Below are 15783 nucleotides of genomic sequence, written 5' to 3' on the forward strand. Positions count from 1 at the left end.
AACTTTTACATTCGAATCGATCTTGAACTCGGATGTAACTCAGCTAAAACATCCTTATTCCTATTTGTTCGAGAGAAATGAAAGATGAAAAATAAACTGCCATTCTTGTCTTTATTTTTTGCTTGTCTTACTGCAACAACAGTCAGTTCTGCAAATAATGTGTATGGAGAGCATTTAGAAGGATTTAAATATCCTTATCCGCTCCAATATTTTAACTTCTCATCCCAACAGCAAAATTTAAAAATGGGATATATGGATGTTCAACCCAAAAAACCTAATGGACAAACAGTGGTGGTTTTGCATGGCAAAAACTTTTGTGGTGCAACTTGGGAAGAAACCATTAGTTTTCTAACGCAAAATGGCTATCGGGTGATTGCTCCCGATCAAATCGGTTTTTGTACTTCTAGCAAACCAGATCATTATCAATATAGTTTCCAACAGCTTGCAGAGAACACACATGCTTTACTCGATAAATTAGGGGTTAAACAACCTATTTTATTGGCGCATTCAACAGGTGGTATGTTGGCAACCCGCTATGCTTTGATGTATCCACAAGAAACAAAATTATTAGGAATGGTCAATCCAATTGGTTTAGAGGACTGGAAAGCAAAAGGAGTTCCATATCGCAGTATTGATCAATGGTATCAGCGTGAACTGAAAGTGAGTGCTGAGTCTATTAAAGCTTATGAATTAAAAACTTATTATCAGGGGCAATGGAAGCCTGAATATGATAAATGGGTAGATATGTTAGCTGGATTAAATGCAGGGAAGGGACATGAAAAAGTCGCTTGGAACTCAGCACTTATTTACGACATGATTTTTACTCAACCTGTCTATTATGAATTTTCTCATCTTAAAGTGCCTACTGTACTGTACATCGGTACAGGTGACACAACTGCAATTGGTAGTGATATAGCTCCACCTGAAGTTAAGCAAAAAATTGGTCAATACAGTGTTCTAGGTAAGGAGGCTGCAAAATTAATTCCAAACGCTGAATTAATTGAATTTGCAGGTATGGGTCATTCACCACAAATGCAAAACCCTAAACTATTTCATGAGGCTTTGATCAAAACGTTAAAGAAATACGATTAATGATTTAGGCAATAAAAGCCCTTCTAAATACGGAGCTTTTATTGCTTATACAATTATTCTTTATACTGCCATGCCTTTAAAAACATTGAACAAACTTCTTGATTGAGTTTTTTTAATTCCTGAGGAGTGGGTAGTGCACCTCCTAACATTGTTGCAGGATAAGAATATCCCATCACAGCACCCAAAAAGGCTTTAGCAGCTTCATCAGGATGTTCAACTTGAATTAAGCCTGCATTGTGTGCAGTTTCAAGAATATGACTTAAAGACCTCTTAATATTGCCTTGAGTACGATTCTGAATTTTAGGAAGAATCTCTTTCATTTCAACTAAAGCAATAATCAATAATCGTTGCAGACGAATTGCATCAACATTATAAAAATGAGTTTGCACAGCATACCCAATATCAAATAAACGTTGATCTAATCGTTTGTTGCTAGCATCGTGCTGCTCAATAAAAGGAGCTTCCATTTCTGCTTTTAAATGATCGAAGACTTCAATCAGCAGCGCTGTTTTGGTTGGAAAATGGTTATATAAAGTTTGTCGATTTGTACCAGCTTTAGTGGCAATAGCCTCTAAACGGACTTCTAAACCTTGTTCAAGAAAGAGTTCACGTGCTGCTGCTATAAGAGTTGGGCGGATTCGAGAGGGACGTCCTGGAGATTTTTTTAACATATGGTGTTTTCTTGCACATCTTATTTATTTACTTTACAGTAAAGTAAATAAATTGTCCATATTTCTCGGGTTCCCGATATGCCTGATATTCATTTTTTTAGTCGTAAAACCTTGTATTTATTGCCTGTGCTCTTGTTTCTAAGTGGATGTGATTCTGAAAAACCTATTGTTAAAAATAACCAAAAGGTTGGTGTTATCACCATAAAAAAAGAGACGATTGAATCTTCTTATCAGTTAGCTGGAAGAACAGTGGCTTCTGAAATTTCGCAAGTGCGTCCACAAGTAAACGGAGTAGTTGTTGAGCAGTTGTTTAAAGAAGGCTCTCAGGTGAATAAAGGACAACCGCTTTATAAAATTGATTCATCACTCTATCGCGATAGCGTTGATGAGGCTGCGGGTAACCTTGCACTTGCTAAAGCGACAGTGAATTCAACTCGTCTGCAAGCTGAGCGTTATAAAGAATTAATTAAGGTAAATGGCATTAGTCAGCAAGAACTTGATAATGCGTTAAGTGCCTATGAACAGGCAAAAGCCACCGTTGCTGTAAATGAAGCAGTATTAAAAACAGCGCGAACTAATTTGCGTTATACACAAGTTACTGCGCCTATTTCAGGGCGGATAGGGCGCTCTTCGATTACACGCGGAGCTTTAGTGACTTCTGCACAAACAGATCCTTTAGCAACCATTCAAAAACTTGACCCGATGTATGTCGATTTAACTCAGTCGAGTGATGAATATATGGCGCTACGTAAACAGCTCACTGAAAATGGAATAAAACCAACTGAACTTTCAGTACGTTTACAGCTCGAAAATGGCACCACTTATTCGCAACAAGGAACTTTTAAGTTCAGTGATATTGCAGTAGATGAAGCAACTGGAAGTATCACGTTGCGTGCAGCATTTTCAAATCCAAATCATGGTTTATTGCCGGGAATGTATGTACGTGCAGAGCTTGGAACGGGTACGCGATCTAACAGCATTTTAATTCCCCAAGGCGCACTTTTCAGAGATGCAGATGGAAACGCGCTTGTATGGGTGGTTGGAAAAGATAATAAAGCTGAACAACGAAAAATTAAGCTAGGAAATGCAATGGATAACCGTTGGTTAGTGATATCTGGCTTGAACGAAGGAGATCAAGTCATTGTTGATGGCTTGCAAGGTTTAAGTGCCGGTATGGCGATTGAACCCACACCAATGAGCTGAGGATGCGCTATGTTGTCGAGTTTTTTTATTGCACGGCCTATTTTTGCTTGGGTTCTTTCTATTTGTATTATGGCCTTGGGTACCATTTCTATTTTGACCTTACCCATTGAACAATATCCAGATATTGCACCACCAGGTGTAAACGTCACTGCAAATTATCCCGGGGCATCTGCCAAAACTGTTGAAGATAGTGTAACCCAGATTTTGGAACAGCAAATTAAGGGCATTGATGGGTTACTTTATTTTTCATCGAGTAGCAGCTCCGCTGGCCAGGCACGTATAAGCTTAAGTTTTAATCAAAAAACAAATCCGGATACCGCTCAAGTTCAGGTCCAAAATGCAGTCAATCAGGCGCTTAGCCGACTACCGCAAGAAGTGCAGCAGCAAGGTATAACCGTGACAAAGTCACAAGGCGATAGTCTATTGGTTTTTGCACTTTACGATGAAAGTAATACAAGAACTTCTGTCGATATATCCGACTACATGGTGAGCACACTTCAAGACCCGCTAAGTCGCGTCGATGGCGTAGGTGAAATCACAGTATTTGGTGCTCAATATGCAATGCGCATATGGCTCGATCCACATAAACTAAATAGCTATGGTCTTATGCCTTCAGATGTCAGAACTGCGATTGAAGCTCAAAATGCACAAATTACAGCAGGTGAGTTGGGGGCATTACCAACTCGTGACGGACAGGCTTTAAATGCAACCGTAACAGCATTATCCCGTCTACAGACCGTAAATCAATTTGAAAATATTATTTTACGGACTCAAACAAACGGAGCTGTAGTTTTACTTAAAGATGTAGCTCGTGTAGAGCGCGGTGCAGAAAATTATCAAACCTCTACACGTTTGAATGGAAAGCCAGCTTCGGGTATGTCTATTCAACTTGCTTCGGGCGCCAATGCTTTAGAAACTGCTGAAAGAGTAAAAGCTGAGGTCACGCGTTTAACCGGTTCTATGCCATCAGGGTTAAAAGTTGCATATCCACGTGACAGTACTCCATTTGTTGAAGCATCTGTAAAAGGAGTGATTAAAACTTTAGCTGAGGCAATTGTTCTAGTCATTATTGTCATGTTCTTATTTTTACAGAGCTGGCGCGCGACTTTAATTCCAGCTATTGCGGTTCCGGTCGTATTGTTAGGAACCTTTGGTGTACTCAGTATATTGGGTTATAGCATTAATACGCTGACTTTATTTGCGATGGTTTTGGCAATTGGTTTGCTTGTAGATGATGCAATTGTCGTTGTAGAAAATGTAGAGCGGGTTATGCATGAGCAACATCTTGATGCCCGGCAAGCTACCCTAATTTCAATGAAAGAAATATCGGGTGCGTTGGTCGGTATTGCGATGGTACTTGCTGCGGTATTTTTACCTATGGCTTTTTTTGGTGGTTCTGTCGGCATTATTTATCGCCAATTTTCGGTAACACTCGTATCGGCTATGGTGCTTTCAGCCATTGTTGCTTTAACCCTTTCACCTGCGTTATGTGCAACCTTACTCAAACCTGCAAATGAAAAACATAAGCAGAGAAAATTCTTTACTTGGTTCAATCGTAAAGTCGAACAAGGGCAGTCAGGCTATCGTACCAAGTTGCTTGCGGTTTTAGGTAAACCCAAAATATTTATGATCATATTCTTAGGTATTACAGCTTTGTTAGGCTGGCAATATACGCGTATGAATACTGGGTTTTTACCACAAGAAGACCAAGGCTCGGTTATGGTCCAGTTTAGTACACCTGTAGGCACGACACTCGCTGAAACAGAACGGGTAGGTAATCAGATAGCAGATTATTTCCTGACGAAAGAAAAGGATAATCTCAATGTGATTTTCATGGTGATGGGTAGAAATAACGCAGGCAGCGGGCAAAATGTGGGAATGGCATTTGCTGGACTCAAACATTGGGATGACCGAGAAGGGAGTGAAAACACAGCAGAAGCAGTGATTGCTCGGGCAAATTCATATTTCAAGTCACTGCGTAACGCACGTGTTCAGGTACTTTCACCAGCCGCAGTGAGGGGGCTTGGGCAATCAAGTGGTTTTGAACTTTGGTTACAAGATGCTGAAAATAAAGGACGTGATGCTTTACTGGCGGCACAAAACACTGTGTTAAAAGCAGCAAGTGCTGATTCTGGCTTAGCAGCGGTCCGTCTAAATAGTTTAGAAGATAAAGCTCAGCTGCAAGTTGACATCGATCAAAGAAAAGCCAGTGCACTTGGTTTGGCTCAAGCCGATATCAGTAATACGCTGTCGTCAGCATGGGGTGGATCTTATATTAATGATTTCATCGATCAGGGACGTGTTAAGCGAGTTTATATGCAAGGAGACGCGATTTATCGTTCCTTACCTCAAGATATTGGGCAATGGTATGTTCGCGGTGCGACAGGTCAGATGACGCCATTTTCTAGTTTCTCTTCTGTAAAATGGCAAATGGGACCCCAAATGCTGCAACGCTTTAATGGCCTTTCAGCTGTACAAATACAAGGTTCTGCGGCAACTGGTGAAAGTTCTGGTGGAGCTATGGATAAGATGCAGCAGTTAGTTGATCAGCAACAAGGCTTTAACCTTCAGTGGAGCGGGTTGTCTTATCAAGAGAAGTTAGCTGGTGGTCAAACCATTTGGTTATATTTAGCCTCAATTATCTTTATCTTTTTATGTTTGGCAGCACTTTATGAAAGTTGGTCTATTCCTGTTTCTGTCATGCTAGTGATTCCTTTAGGCCTGATTGGAGCTGTAGTGGCTGCAAGTCTAGCTGGTTTTGTGAATGATATTTACTTTCAGGTGGCTATGCTTACTACCATTGGACTTTCTGCCAAAAATGCTATCTTAATTGTTGAATTTGCGGCAGCTAAGTTAGAAGCAGGTCAAGCATTGATGGAAGCGATTATTGAAGGTGCAGGTCAGCGATTACGCCCTATTATTATGACATCTCTGGCATTTGTTGCAGGTGTCCTTCCATTGGCTGTATCTACAGGGGCAGGGGCTGTAAGCCGTAAAGAAATTGGTATAGCCGTAACGGGCGGTATGATTTCTGGTACCTTACTTTCTATTTTCTTTGTGCCTTTATTTTTTCTTTTAGTTCGTCGTTTAACCAATAAATTAAACGCTAAAAAGGCAAAATAATGTCGCAAAAATAACATTCCAGTTAAAAGTTAGCCCCTCATGCTATTTATAGTATGAGGGGCTAAAATTTTAGTGCTTAGAATGTATTTTGAATAATCACATCGTCGTAAGGAAGTTTACCCACACGTGGGTAAGGTTCAGAAGCCGACTTACCAACGGCAATCATTAAACACACCACATGGTCTTCAGGCAAGTTAACAAGCTTCGCCATTGCATCAAAGTCAAAACCGTCCATAGGGCAGCTATCTAAACCATGTTCTTGAGCAAGTAACATGAGGGTTTGAGCAAAAATGCCCGCACTACGCATCACTTCGTCACGTTGGGTTTGTGGACGGTCACGGTAATATTGGTCAATTGCACCAGCCATAATATTTTGCACTTCTGGAGTCGCGCCATCCCATACACGTTTAGCATCGGCTTCCCATGTATTTACTTTTGCACATAACACAATCAGTAAAGATGCTTCTGTAACTTGTGGTTGGTCCCAAGCAATGGCACGAATTTTTTGTCTTAACTCAGTGTCTTCAATAATCACTGGACGCCAATGTTGCAAGTTAAAAGCACTTGGTGCATTTGCTAAAACTTCTTGTAATAACTCTTTCTTGTTATCTTCAGATAACTGAAAAGAAGGGTCGAAGCGTTTAATCGCACGGCGCTTACGGAGAGCATCAATAACATTCATAAGATTTTCCTACTTAAGAGTTGGGTAGCGGTACTTGTTAGTTTTTATAACGTTGAGCTACTTCAGCCGAAGAAAAGTTTGGTAGTAAAGTGATACGTGATTTTTCAAAATTATTCCATTGATTTTCGTCTTTCAGCACAGGAATTGTAATTGTTTCTTTGCGATCAAAACCAATAAGAGCAGCATCTACCAAATCATTCACATCCATTAATGGTGGTACTTGGCTTAAATCCATACCTGAGCGTTCCCAAATTTCGGTTTTAGTTGCAGATGGCAATACGGCTTGTACATACACGCCATGATCTTTTAACTCTAAATGTAAACCTTGGCTAAAAAATTGGATGAAGGATTTACTTGCGCCATAAATGGTCGAACCAAATTCAGGCGCTAAGCCAAGTACAGAGCCTAAATTAATAATGGCACCTTTACCTTTACGCACAAGTTGCTCGGAAGCTGCATGAGATAATCGAACCACCGCAGTCATATTTAAAGTCAGAAGTTTTTCAATCTCATTACGATCTTGAGTTAAAAAGTTTCCGTTTAGTGCAATGCCAGCGTTATTTACCAAAATTTCAATATCAGCATCGTTTTTGAGTACATCTTCAATTTTACTGATGTCTTGATCTTTTGATAGATCGGCTTGAATGAACTCGACCTGTACACCGTATTTTTCTTGAAGGTCCTTCGAGATTTTATCTAAGCGGTTGGTGTCTCGTGCCACCAGAATTAAGTTATGGCCACGTTGAGCAAATCGGTCTGCATAGACAGAACCAATCCCTGACGAAGCTCCTGTAATAAGTACTTTTGATTGAGCTGACATGTGATGTCTCCACGCTTTAATTTTTAGATGATGACTATAATCTAAAATAACTAATTTTTGATGTCAATCATAATCAATGTATAATTATGACCAGTAGGGTGAATAAAAGTGGGTGCGCCAGCATGAAAGTCAGTAAAACTCAGGTAAAAGAAAACCGAGATAAAATTGTTGAAAAGGCGACTCAACTGTTTCGTAGCAAAGGCTACGATGGGGTCGGCATTGCCGAGTTAATGTCTAGCGCAGGTTTTACCCACGGTGGCTTTTATAAACATTTCAGCTCGAAAACAGACTTGGTCTCAATTACTGTTAAACATGGACTTGAGCAGGTTTTAAAAAGAATAGAAGGTTTAAACTTAACTCAATTTATTCAGCTTTATGTGTCTCGTACTCATCGAGATAATCGAGATTTGGGCTGTACCTTAACAGCGCTATCTTGTGATGCTGCACGACAGCCAGACGAAGTAAAAGTCGAATTTGAAGAGGGCATTGAGCAACTTATTCAGTTCATTATGAACGAACGAGCCAAACAAGTTTCTTTAGAAACAGAAGAGTTGAGAAAGCAAGCCATTAATATTCTTGCCCAGTCTGTAGGGGCAATTGCCTTATCTCGCGCATGCCCAGACCAATCAAACCTTAGCGATGAAATCTTAGAAAGCTGTAAAGAGAGCCTTTTAAAATTAGCTGATTAAGCTTTTTTATCCTTCAAGCTGGTTTGGCTAAATTGAAGTAATCTCGAAATATCGATTGTTCGTTCATAAATGAGTTCCGCCGCATGTTCACAGGCCTGTTCTAATGTAATGGGGCCATTGGCTAGCGAAAAAGCAGCCGTAACCCCATGTTCATAAAGTGCTTGGTAGCCTTCGCCTAATGTCCCAGCAATCACAATCACAGGTACATTGTGCGCCTTTGCTATTTGGCTCACCCCAAAAACTGTTTTACCACTTAAAGTTTGCTGGTCAAATTTACCTTCACCCGTAATCATCCAATCTGCATCAGCAATTTTATGCTCAAGCTGATTCAGTTCAGCCACCACTTTAACACCAGCTTTAAAGTGTGCATTTAAATAACTTTTGGCAGCAAAGCCCAAACCACCCGCAGCACCTGAGCCTGCTTCATCTCGTTTGTCAAAACCTAAAAGCTCCGCTGACACATAGGCAAAATGCGCAAGCGCTGCATCAAGTAACTTTACTTGAGTCGGAGAAGCACCTTTTTGTGGACCAAAAATATGAGATGCGCCATTTGGACCGCAAAGCGGATTGGTCACATCGGCAGCCAGTAAAAACCGTGTATGTTCAATGCGTGAGTCGAAATGTGTTAAATCAATTTTGGATAGGTTGCTTAGAGCGAGGCCACCTGCGGGTAAAACCTTTTGATTGGTATCGAGCAAAACAGCACCTAAAGCACTAAGTAACCCTGTGCCGCCATCATTAGTGGCACTACCGCCCACAGTTAAAATTATGTCTTTTGCACCTGCGTCTAAAGCATCCAAAATGAGTTGGCCTGTTCCAAACGTTGTGCTGTGGCAAGCATCACGCTCTGACGGTGGGACTAACTGTATGCCGCTCGCTTGAGCCATTTCAATGATGGCGATTTTTTGATGCTCTAGCCATCCCCATTTGGCTTGAACAGGCTGACCTAAGGGGCCAACCACAGTTTTTTCACGCCATTCACCTTTGCAGACTTCTAACACTGCTTCAATGGTTCCTTCGCCTCCATCTGCCATTGGGCAAATCAACGTTTCTGCATGAGGAAAAACTGCTTGCCATCCTTTGGCAATGGCCTGAGCTACCTTCAAAGCAGATAAGCTGTCTTTAAATGAGTCAGGGGCAATCACAACCTTCATAAATGCTCTAATACGAATAGATTTCTCATTGTTTTATACTGCTTAATGCCAAAAAACCATAGATAAACACATGTAAGTGTCAATTTAAAAACACTTTCACTGTGTTAAGTGTGAAGGCTAATAATGTTTTGATCTGTAAAAACCACAGTTATTATTTTTTTAAATATTTGTTTTAATTAGTATTATTTAAATGGTGTACTTGGGGTGAATGATTGTAATTGTAAACAATATGGCACATATTATAAGAAGCCTTGAGCCAGCTTTTAAAATATGAGCAATAACATCAAAAGCAGACTCTACTCATCGGTAAATAGCGGGTAGCTTTGATCAAACCATAATTAAATTGTGATTTCATTGAGCCTGTTGAGTGTAAAAGAAATAAGAGGATGAAAAAGTGGATAATTCAGAAGAACAAAAGCACATACAGGAAAATAATAGTTTTGCGCGAATTGAGCCATATACTCATCCTGCTGGTGGGTGGGGCGCACTGCTCAGTGTTGCTCGAAACCTAAAGCGACAAGATATTTTAGGCAAAGGCTCAATTACCTTACTCAACATTAATCAGCCGACAGGCTTTGACTGTCCTGGCTGTGCATGGCCAGAAAAGAAAGACGCTCACGCATTTAACTTCTGTGAAAATGGTGCCAAAGCGGTTGCCTTTGAAGCAACCAGTAAAACCGTTACTCCTGAATATTTTGCAGGGCATACTGTCAGTTGGCTGTCAGAGCAAAGTGACTTTTTCCTAGAAGACTTAGGCCGTTTAACCGACCCAGTTCGTTATGATGCTGCAACCGATAAATATGTGCCTATTTCGTGGGACGATGCATTTAAGTTGATTGCTCAACATTTACATGCACTAGACAACCCAGACCAAGCGGCGTTTTATACGTCTGGCCGTGCCAGTAACGAAGCAGCATTTTTATATCAATTATTTGTGAGAAGCTTTGGTACAAATAACTTTCCAGACTGTTCGAACATGTGTCATGAAACCACAAGTGTCGGTTTGCTCGACTCGATTGGTTTAGGAAAGGGCACGGTCACCCTAGACGACTTTGACCTAGCCGATGCTATTTTTAGTTTTGGTCATAACCCCGGAACCAACCATCCGCGTATGTTAGGTACTTTACGTGAAGTGTCTAAACGCGGTGGCAATATTATTGCGATTAACCCAATTAAAGAACGAGGCCTAGAGCGTTTCCAAGACCCACAAGCACCGCTTGAAATGATGACTAACGGTAGTACACCAATTAGTCGTTATTATTTCCAGCCAAAAATTGGCGGTGACTATGCGCTCATGTTAGGGATGTTAAAGCACTTAAATGAGTGGGATAAAAAGGCAATTGCCTCAGGTAAACCAAGCGTTTTTGACCGAAACTTTATTGCAGTCAATACCGTTGGTTTCGATGAAATGATTACTGAGGTGGAAAGAACTGAGTGGGCAGATATTTATAAGCACTCAGGTCTGTCACCTGAACATTTAGAAAAACTCGCTAAACTCTTTTTAGACTCTGAGCGTTCAATTTTCTGTTGGGGTATGGGCATTACCCAGCACCGTCACGGAACTGCTAACGTACATATGCTGGCAAATTTATTGTTGGCACGTGGTCAAATTGGCAGACCGGGTGCAGGGCTGTGTCCGGTTCGTGGACATAGTAACGTGCAAGGCGACCGAACTATGGGTATTAATGAGTTGCCTAGTCCTAAGCTGCTCGATAGCATTGACCGTGTATTCGGTATTAAATCACCAAGAAAAAATGGGCATGGTGTAGTCGAAACCATTAAAGCTATGGCTGAAGGTGAGGTTAAAGTCTTTATTGGTTTAGGCGGAAACTTTGCAGTTGCAACCCCCGATACCCCATATACCCAAGAATCACTTAGAAAATGTGATTTAACTGTTCATGTCGCAACAAAATTAAATCGTAGTCATTTGGTGTGTGGTAAAGATGCACTCATTTTGCCGTGTTTAGGTCGTACCGAAATTGATGAGCAGCTTCATGGCCCACAAGCTATTTCAGTTGAAGACTCAATGAGTAATGTTCACTTGTCAGCAGGGCGCAACACGCCAATTTCTAAAAATATTTTGTCTGAACCGGATATTGTGGCAAGAATGGCTGAAGCGGTACTGCCAGACAGTCAGATTAAATGGAAATGGTATATCGAGAGCTATGACCGCATTCGTGACTCAATTGCCGATGTATTTGATGAATTCCATGACTTTAATTTACGTGTTTATAAACCGGGCGGTTTTCACTTAGAGCATCCTGCTAATCAACACATCTGGAATACAAAAAGTGGTAAAGCGCAGTTTATGATTACACCTCTGAGTGAGGTTTATGCCGATAAGGAAAATCAGTACGCTGCGGCATATACAGAAAGTAAGGTCTATACCTTAATGACTACTCGTTCTCATGACCAATACAACACCACTTTATATGGGCTAGATGACCGTTACCGTGGGGTCTTTGGTCAGCGCCGCGTATTGTTTATGAACCAAGCCGATATTGATGAAGCAGGCTTCGAAGCCAACCAGTGGGTCGACATTGAAAGTGTTTTCTCGGACGGTGTGAAGCGTATTGTGCATAGTTTCCGTATTGTGCCGTATAACATTCCGCGTGGCAGCTTGGCCGCTTACTATCCGGAAACCAATCCTTTAGTGGCATTAAGCAGTCACGACAAGTATGCCAAGATTCCGGCTTCGAAAAGTGTTCCTGTCATCTTGCATGCCGGAAATGCACCTGAGCACTTTAACTTGGCAACAGCCGTTGACCCTGAAGATGCAGATAGAAAAGTCATTAGTCTTTAAATCAAACACGACATTTAAAATGTAACTCAAACAAATGGCGCTCTAAACAAGCGCCATTTTGAAATAAAGGAAATAATTTTGACACCACATGCTTATGGGGTTGAAACATTACAAGTACAGCGGTTTAACAAAACCGAATCTGAAAATGTTTTAGATCATATTGTGCAAGAGTACCCGATTGCCTTGGTGTATAACGGTATTTCACATGCGGTGATGATGGCAACACCAACCGATGTCGAATTATTTGCCAAAGGTTTTAGTCTCTCAGAAGGTATTTTGACCAGTTTAAAAGAGCTATATGCGCTTGATGTACATCAAAATGAATTGGGCATTACGGTGGAAATGACCATTTCATCGAGAGCATTTGCTGCTTTAAAACAACATCGCCGTATGATGGTAGGTCGTACAGGCTGTGGTTTATGTGGAATTGAGAGCTTAGAGCAGTTTCAGTTAGATGTTCCCAAAATTACAACACATGCATCAAAAATATGGCTTGAGCAAATTCCGAGTGCCATTTCCCATTTAAAAGCCCAGCAAGAAATTACCGCTTTAACAGGTGGGGCACATGCCGCAGCGTGGGTGGTTGATGGTCAAATCGTGGCTTTATTTGAAGATGTTGGCCGCCATAATGCCTTGGACAAATTAATTGGTTATTTAGCGCAAGAAAACTACGACACCAGTTTAGGTTTTGTGGTGATGACCAGTCGGGCAAGTTATGAACTAATACGAAAATGTGCCCAGTTGAATATTAGTTTACTGGCTTCAATTTCAGCACCGACCAGTATGGCTATTCAATTAGCTAAACAATCCGGTCTGACATTGGCAAGTTTCTGTAGGGGAGATAGGTTTGTTTTATATACTGACATTTAAAATATATTTGTCTTAAAACAAAGCTCATCTGACATTTCTGTTGCTTTTAAGCTATTGGTAGATTTTATAGATTATGATAAAACTCTACAGGTTCAGAGACAGTCCAAATGTCTTGGGTACAATCACTAAAAGAATGGGCAAAACGTCTAAGAAAACAGATTGTTATGCTTTGGTTTGCATCAAGACATCCTCAAATGCCGTGGTTGCCAAAAGTTATTGCTGTAGTGGCTGTAGCTTATGCTTTTAGCCCCATCGACCTAATTCCAGATTTTATTCCTATTTTTGGTTTTGTAGATGACGCGATTATTTTGCCTATACTGATTTGGTTAGCGCTTCGCTTTACGCCAGAACAAGTCATTTTTGATGCAGAACAGCAAGCGAATGAATGGCTAGAGGAACATGAAAAAGCGCCACGAAATTATTTAGTTGCTGTACTCATTATTCTAATTTGGATAACACTTGCGGTCATGGCCTATTTTTATTTAGGCGGTGGTTTGTAGATAAGCCAAACTTAGAAACCCTGTGTGAATTTAGCGCCTTGAACATTGTGCTTTATTGCAACTCAAAGGATAATAACGTTTTTATAAGCTATGAGTTGCAGACAATGAAAATCGTCGCAGATGAAAACTTGGCATTTACCGATTACTTTTTTTCAGAATTTGGCGATATTCAACACCATGCAGGACGTACCTTAACGCACGCAGATGTAAAAGATGCTGAAGCTTTATTGGTTCGTTCAGTCACCGCAGTGAACGAAAGTTTAATTCAAAATACCGCTTTAAAATATGTGGGTAGTGCCACAATCGGAACCGATCATTTAGATATTCAAGCCCTAGAAAAATATGATATTACATGGGCCAATGCAGCAGGTTGTAATGCACAAGCGGTTGCTGAATATGTGATTACTGCTTTACTTCATTTAGATGTGAACCTTTTAGAACAACAAGAAAAATTTACGCTAGGCATTGTTGGTCTTGGCAATGTCGGTAAGCGCTTGGCCTATATGGCTCGGTTGCTTGGCTGGAACGTCATTGGTTTTGACCCCTATGTGCAGTTAGATTCAATTGAAAATGTAAGCTTTAAAACCCTATTGCAACAAGCCAATGCCATTTCCATTCATGTGCCGCTCACCAAAAACGGTGAACACGCGACATATCATTTGTTTGACGAAAATGCTTTTGCAGCGCTTCAACCTGACACCATTTTAATTAATAGCGCTCGTGGTCCAGTCGTGAAAGAAGCCGCTTTAATGCAAGACATTCAACGTACCCAGCGTAAAGTCGTGCTCGATGTATTTGAACATGAGCCAGTGATATCAGATGAGCTTTTAAATATGTTAGCGTTGGCAACACCGCATATTGCAGGTTATAGCCTCGAAGGTAAGGCTCGCGGTACACAAATGATTTATGAAGCGTTTTGCCAAAAATTTGGATATGACATCAATAAACGTTTTGAAACTCAGTTGCCTGCATGCGAAGACTATTTTTCAGGACATGATTTAAAAGCGGTTTTAAAGCAAAAATTAGCTCAAATTTATGATATTGCTCAAGATGATGCCAACATCCGTGCCTGCGTTAAAGACGATAAAGTAGAGCAAAAAGCATTTGATTTATTACGTAAAAATTATCCGCTGCGCCGTGAATGGGCAGCACATGGGGGGCCACAGGCATGAGTTTAAGTTATCAACCTACTTGTTCAATTGATGCTTTAAAGGCTCGTGCTAAGCTTTATAACCAAATTCGCCAGTTCTTTGCAGAACGTGAAGTCATGGAAGTTGAAACACCAATCGTTTCACAAGCAGGCGTTACCGATGTGCATTTGGCTTCGGTTCAGACTTTACGTCATATTCATGGCAAATTGCAGACTCAGTATTTACAGACTTCTCCTGAGTTTGCCATGAAACGTTTGCTAGCAAGTGGTAGCGGACCGATTTATCAAATCTGTAAAGTTTTCCGAGACGATGAGCATGGTCGTAAACACAATAGTGAATTTACCATGCTTGAATGGTACCGCCCGGGTTTAGACTTAAAAGCGTTAATGCATGAAACAGCCGATTTATTGCAAACCTGTTTACAGCATCGCTTTGGTGAAGTTCGTCCATTTATTTTAAGTTATAAGCATGCTTTTCAGGATCGTTTAGACATTAACCCTTTGCAGGCCACTTTGAAGCAACTCAAAGATACGGCAAATCGTGTTGGGTTAAATCTAGATTTAGGTGATGATCGTTTAGCTTATATGGATTTGTTGTTTTCTCATTTTGTTGAGCCAAGTTTAGGTTTTGATGCACCTGTATTTTTAACTGACTTTCCACCAGAAATGGCGTCTTTGGCGAAAGTGAAAGTAGATGAAGATGGGGAAGAGGTCGCAGCGCGTTTTGAGGTTTATATTGAAGGCTTAGAGCTTGCCAATGCCTACGATGAATTGCTCGATGCAGACGTGTTACGTTCACGCTTTGAAGTAGATAATGCAGAGCGCGCCAAGCAGGGGATTCATGTCATGCCATTAGATGAGCACTTGTTGGCTGCGTTACCTCATATGCCTGAATGTTCAGGAATTGCTTTAGGCATAGACCGTTTACTCATGGTTGCAACCGATCAACTTAAAATTGAAAAAGTCATCGCATTTCCAGCCGAAATTGCTTAAAAACAATGAAATAAAAAAGCCACATAGTGTGGC

The 15783-nt window shown here is 40.8% G+C and carries 13 protein-coding genes; 9 read left to right on the forward strand and 4 right to left on the reverse strand.

The annotated features are described in order from the left end of the window. The first annotated feature begins 84 nt into the window (after nt 1-84). Nucleotides 85-1092, forward strand: a complete 1008-nt coding sequence (locus I8T81_RS04460; protein WP_198072202.1) for an alpha/beta fold hydrolase — start codon at nt 85-87, stop codon at nt 1090-1092. A 53-nt stretch (nt 1093-1145) separates the two neighbouring features. Here I8T81_RS04460 and I8T81_RS04465 read toward each other — a convergent pair whose 3' ends face one another. After that, nucleotides 1146-1763: a TetR/AcrR family transcriptional regulator gene (locus I8T81_RS04465; RefSeq protein ID WP_191012038.1), complete on the reverse strand. Its 618-nt coding sequence runs from the start codon at nt 1761-1763 to the stop codon at nt 1146-1148. A 78-nt stretch (nt 1764-1841) separates the two neighbouring features. Between I8T81_RS04465 and adeD the strand changes: the two genes are divergently transcribed. Both adeD and adeE read left to right on the forward strand, forming a co-directional pair. After that, nucleotides 1842-2966: a multidrug efflux RND transporter periplasmic adaptor subunit AdeD gene (adeD, locus tag I8T81_RS04470; RefSeq protein WP_198072203.1), complete on the forward strand. Its 1125-nt coding sequence runs from the start codon at nt 1842-1844 to the stop codon at nt 2964-2966. A 9-nt stretch (nt 2967-2975) separates the two neighbouring features. Further along, entirely contained in the window at nt 2976-6089 is a 3114-nt protein-coding gene (adeE, locus tag I8T81_RS04475; protein WP_198072204.1) for a multidrug efflux RND transporter permease subunit AdeE, read from the forward strand. Nucleotides 6090-6165: 76 nt separating this feature from the next. Here adeE and I8T81_RS04480 read toward each other — a convergent pair whose 3' ends face one another. Together I8T81_RS04480 and I8T81_RS04485 are read right to left on the reverse strand one after the other, a co-directional pair. Further along, nucleotides 6166-6771: a nitroreductase family protein gene (locus I8T81_RS04480; protein WP_049063738.1), complete on the reverse strand. Its 606-nt coding sequence runs from the start codon at nt 6769-6771 to the stop codon at nt 6166-6168. Between the two features lie 37 nt (nt 6772-6808). After that, nucleotides 6809-7591 (reverse strand): SDR family NAD(P)-dependent oxidoreductase, encoded by a 783-nt coding sequence (locus I8T81_RS04485; protein WP_086497488.1) that lies wholly within the window; start codon nt 7589-7591, stop codon nt 6809-6811. A gap of 122 nt (nt 7592-7713) precedes the next feature. Between I8T81_RS04485 and I8T81_RS04490 the strand changes: the two genes are divergently transcribed. After that, complete coding sequence (locus I8T81_RS04490) at nt 7714-8280, forward strand: TetR/AcrR family transcriptional regulator (RefSeq protein WP_151750119.1); 567 nt, start codon at nt 7714-7716, stop codon at nt 8278-8280. On the opposite strand, the gene I8T81_RS04495 is transcribed toward I8T81_RS04490, so the two are convergent. Then, nucleotides 8277-9434: a glycerate kinase gene (locus I8T81_RS04495; protein WP_151750120.1), complete on the reverse strand. Its 1158-nt coding sequence runs from the start codon at nt 9432-9434 to the stop codon at nt 8277-8279. The genes I8T81_RS04490 and I8T81_RS04495 overlap by 4 nt on opposite strands. A gap of 394 nt (nt 9435-9828) precedes the next feature. Between I8T81_RS04495 and I8T81_RS04500 the strand changes: the two genes are divergently transcribed. From I8T81_RS04500 to epmA, 5 genes are all read left to right on the forward strand, one after another. After that, nucleotides 9829-12237, forward strand: a complete 2409-nt coding sequence (locus tag I8T81_RS04500) for an FdhF/YdeP family oxidoreductase (RefSeq protein WP_198072205.1) — start codon at nt 9829-9831, stop codon at nt 12235-12237. 78 nt (nt 12238-12315) lie between these two features. Next, nucleotides 12316-13107 carry a formate dehydrogenase accessory sulfurtransferase FdhD gene (gene fdhD / locus I8T81_RS04505; protein WP_198072206.1) on the forward strand — a complete coding sequence of 264 codons (792 nt, stop codon included), beginning with the start codon at nt 12316-12318 and terminating at the stop codon, nt 13105-13107. A gap of 107 nt (nt 13108-13214) precedes the next feature. After that, nucleotides 13215-13607, forward strand: coding sequence for a YkvA family protein (locus I8T81_RS04510; protein WP_198072207.1), 393 nt, complete (start codon nt 13215-13217; stop codon nt 13605-13607). A gap of 104 nt (nt 13608-13711) precedes the next feature. After that, nucleotides 13712-14779, forward strand: a complete 1068-nt coding sequence (locus tag I8T81_RS04515) for a 4-phosphoerythronate dehydrogenase (RefSeq protein WP_198072208.1) — start codon at nt 13712-13714, stop codon at nt 14777-14779. Further along, nucleotides 14776-15750 carry an EF-P lysine aminoacylase EpmA gene (gene epmA, locus I8T81_RS04520; protein ID WP_198072209.1) on the forward strand — a complete coding sequence of 325 codons (975 nt, stop codon included), beginning with the start codon at nt 14776-14778 and terminating at the stop codon, nt 15748-15750. The genes I8T81_RS04515 and epmA overlap by 4 nt, the downstream gene beginning before the upstream one ends. Nucleotides 15751-15783 lie beyond the last annotated feature (33 nt).

The organism is Acinetobacter seifertii (assembly GCF_016064815.1).
GTDB classification, from domain to species: Bacteria; Pseudomonadota; Gammaproteobacteria; order Pseudomonadales; family Moraxellaceae; genus Acinetobacter; species Acinetobacter seifertii.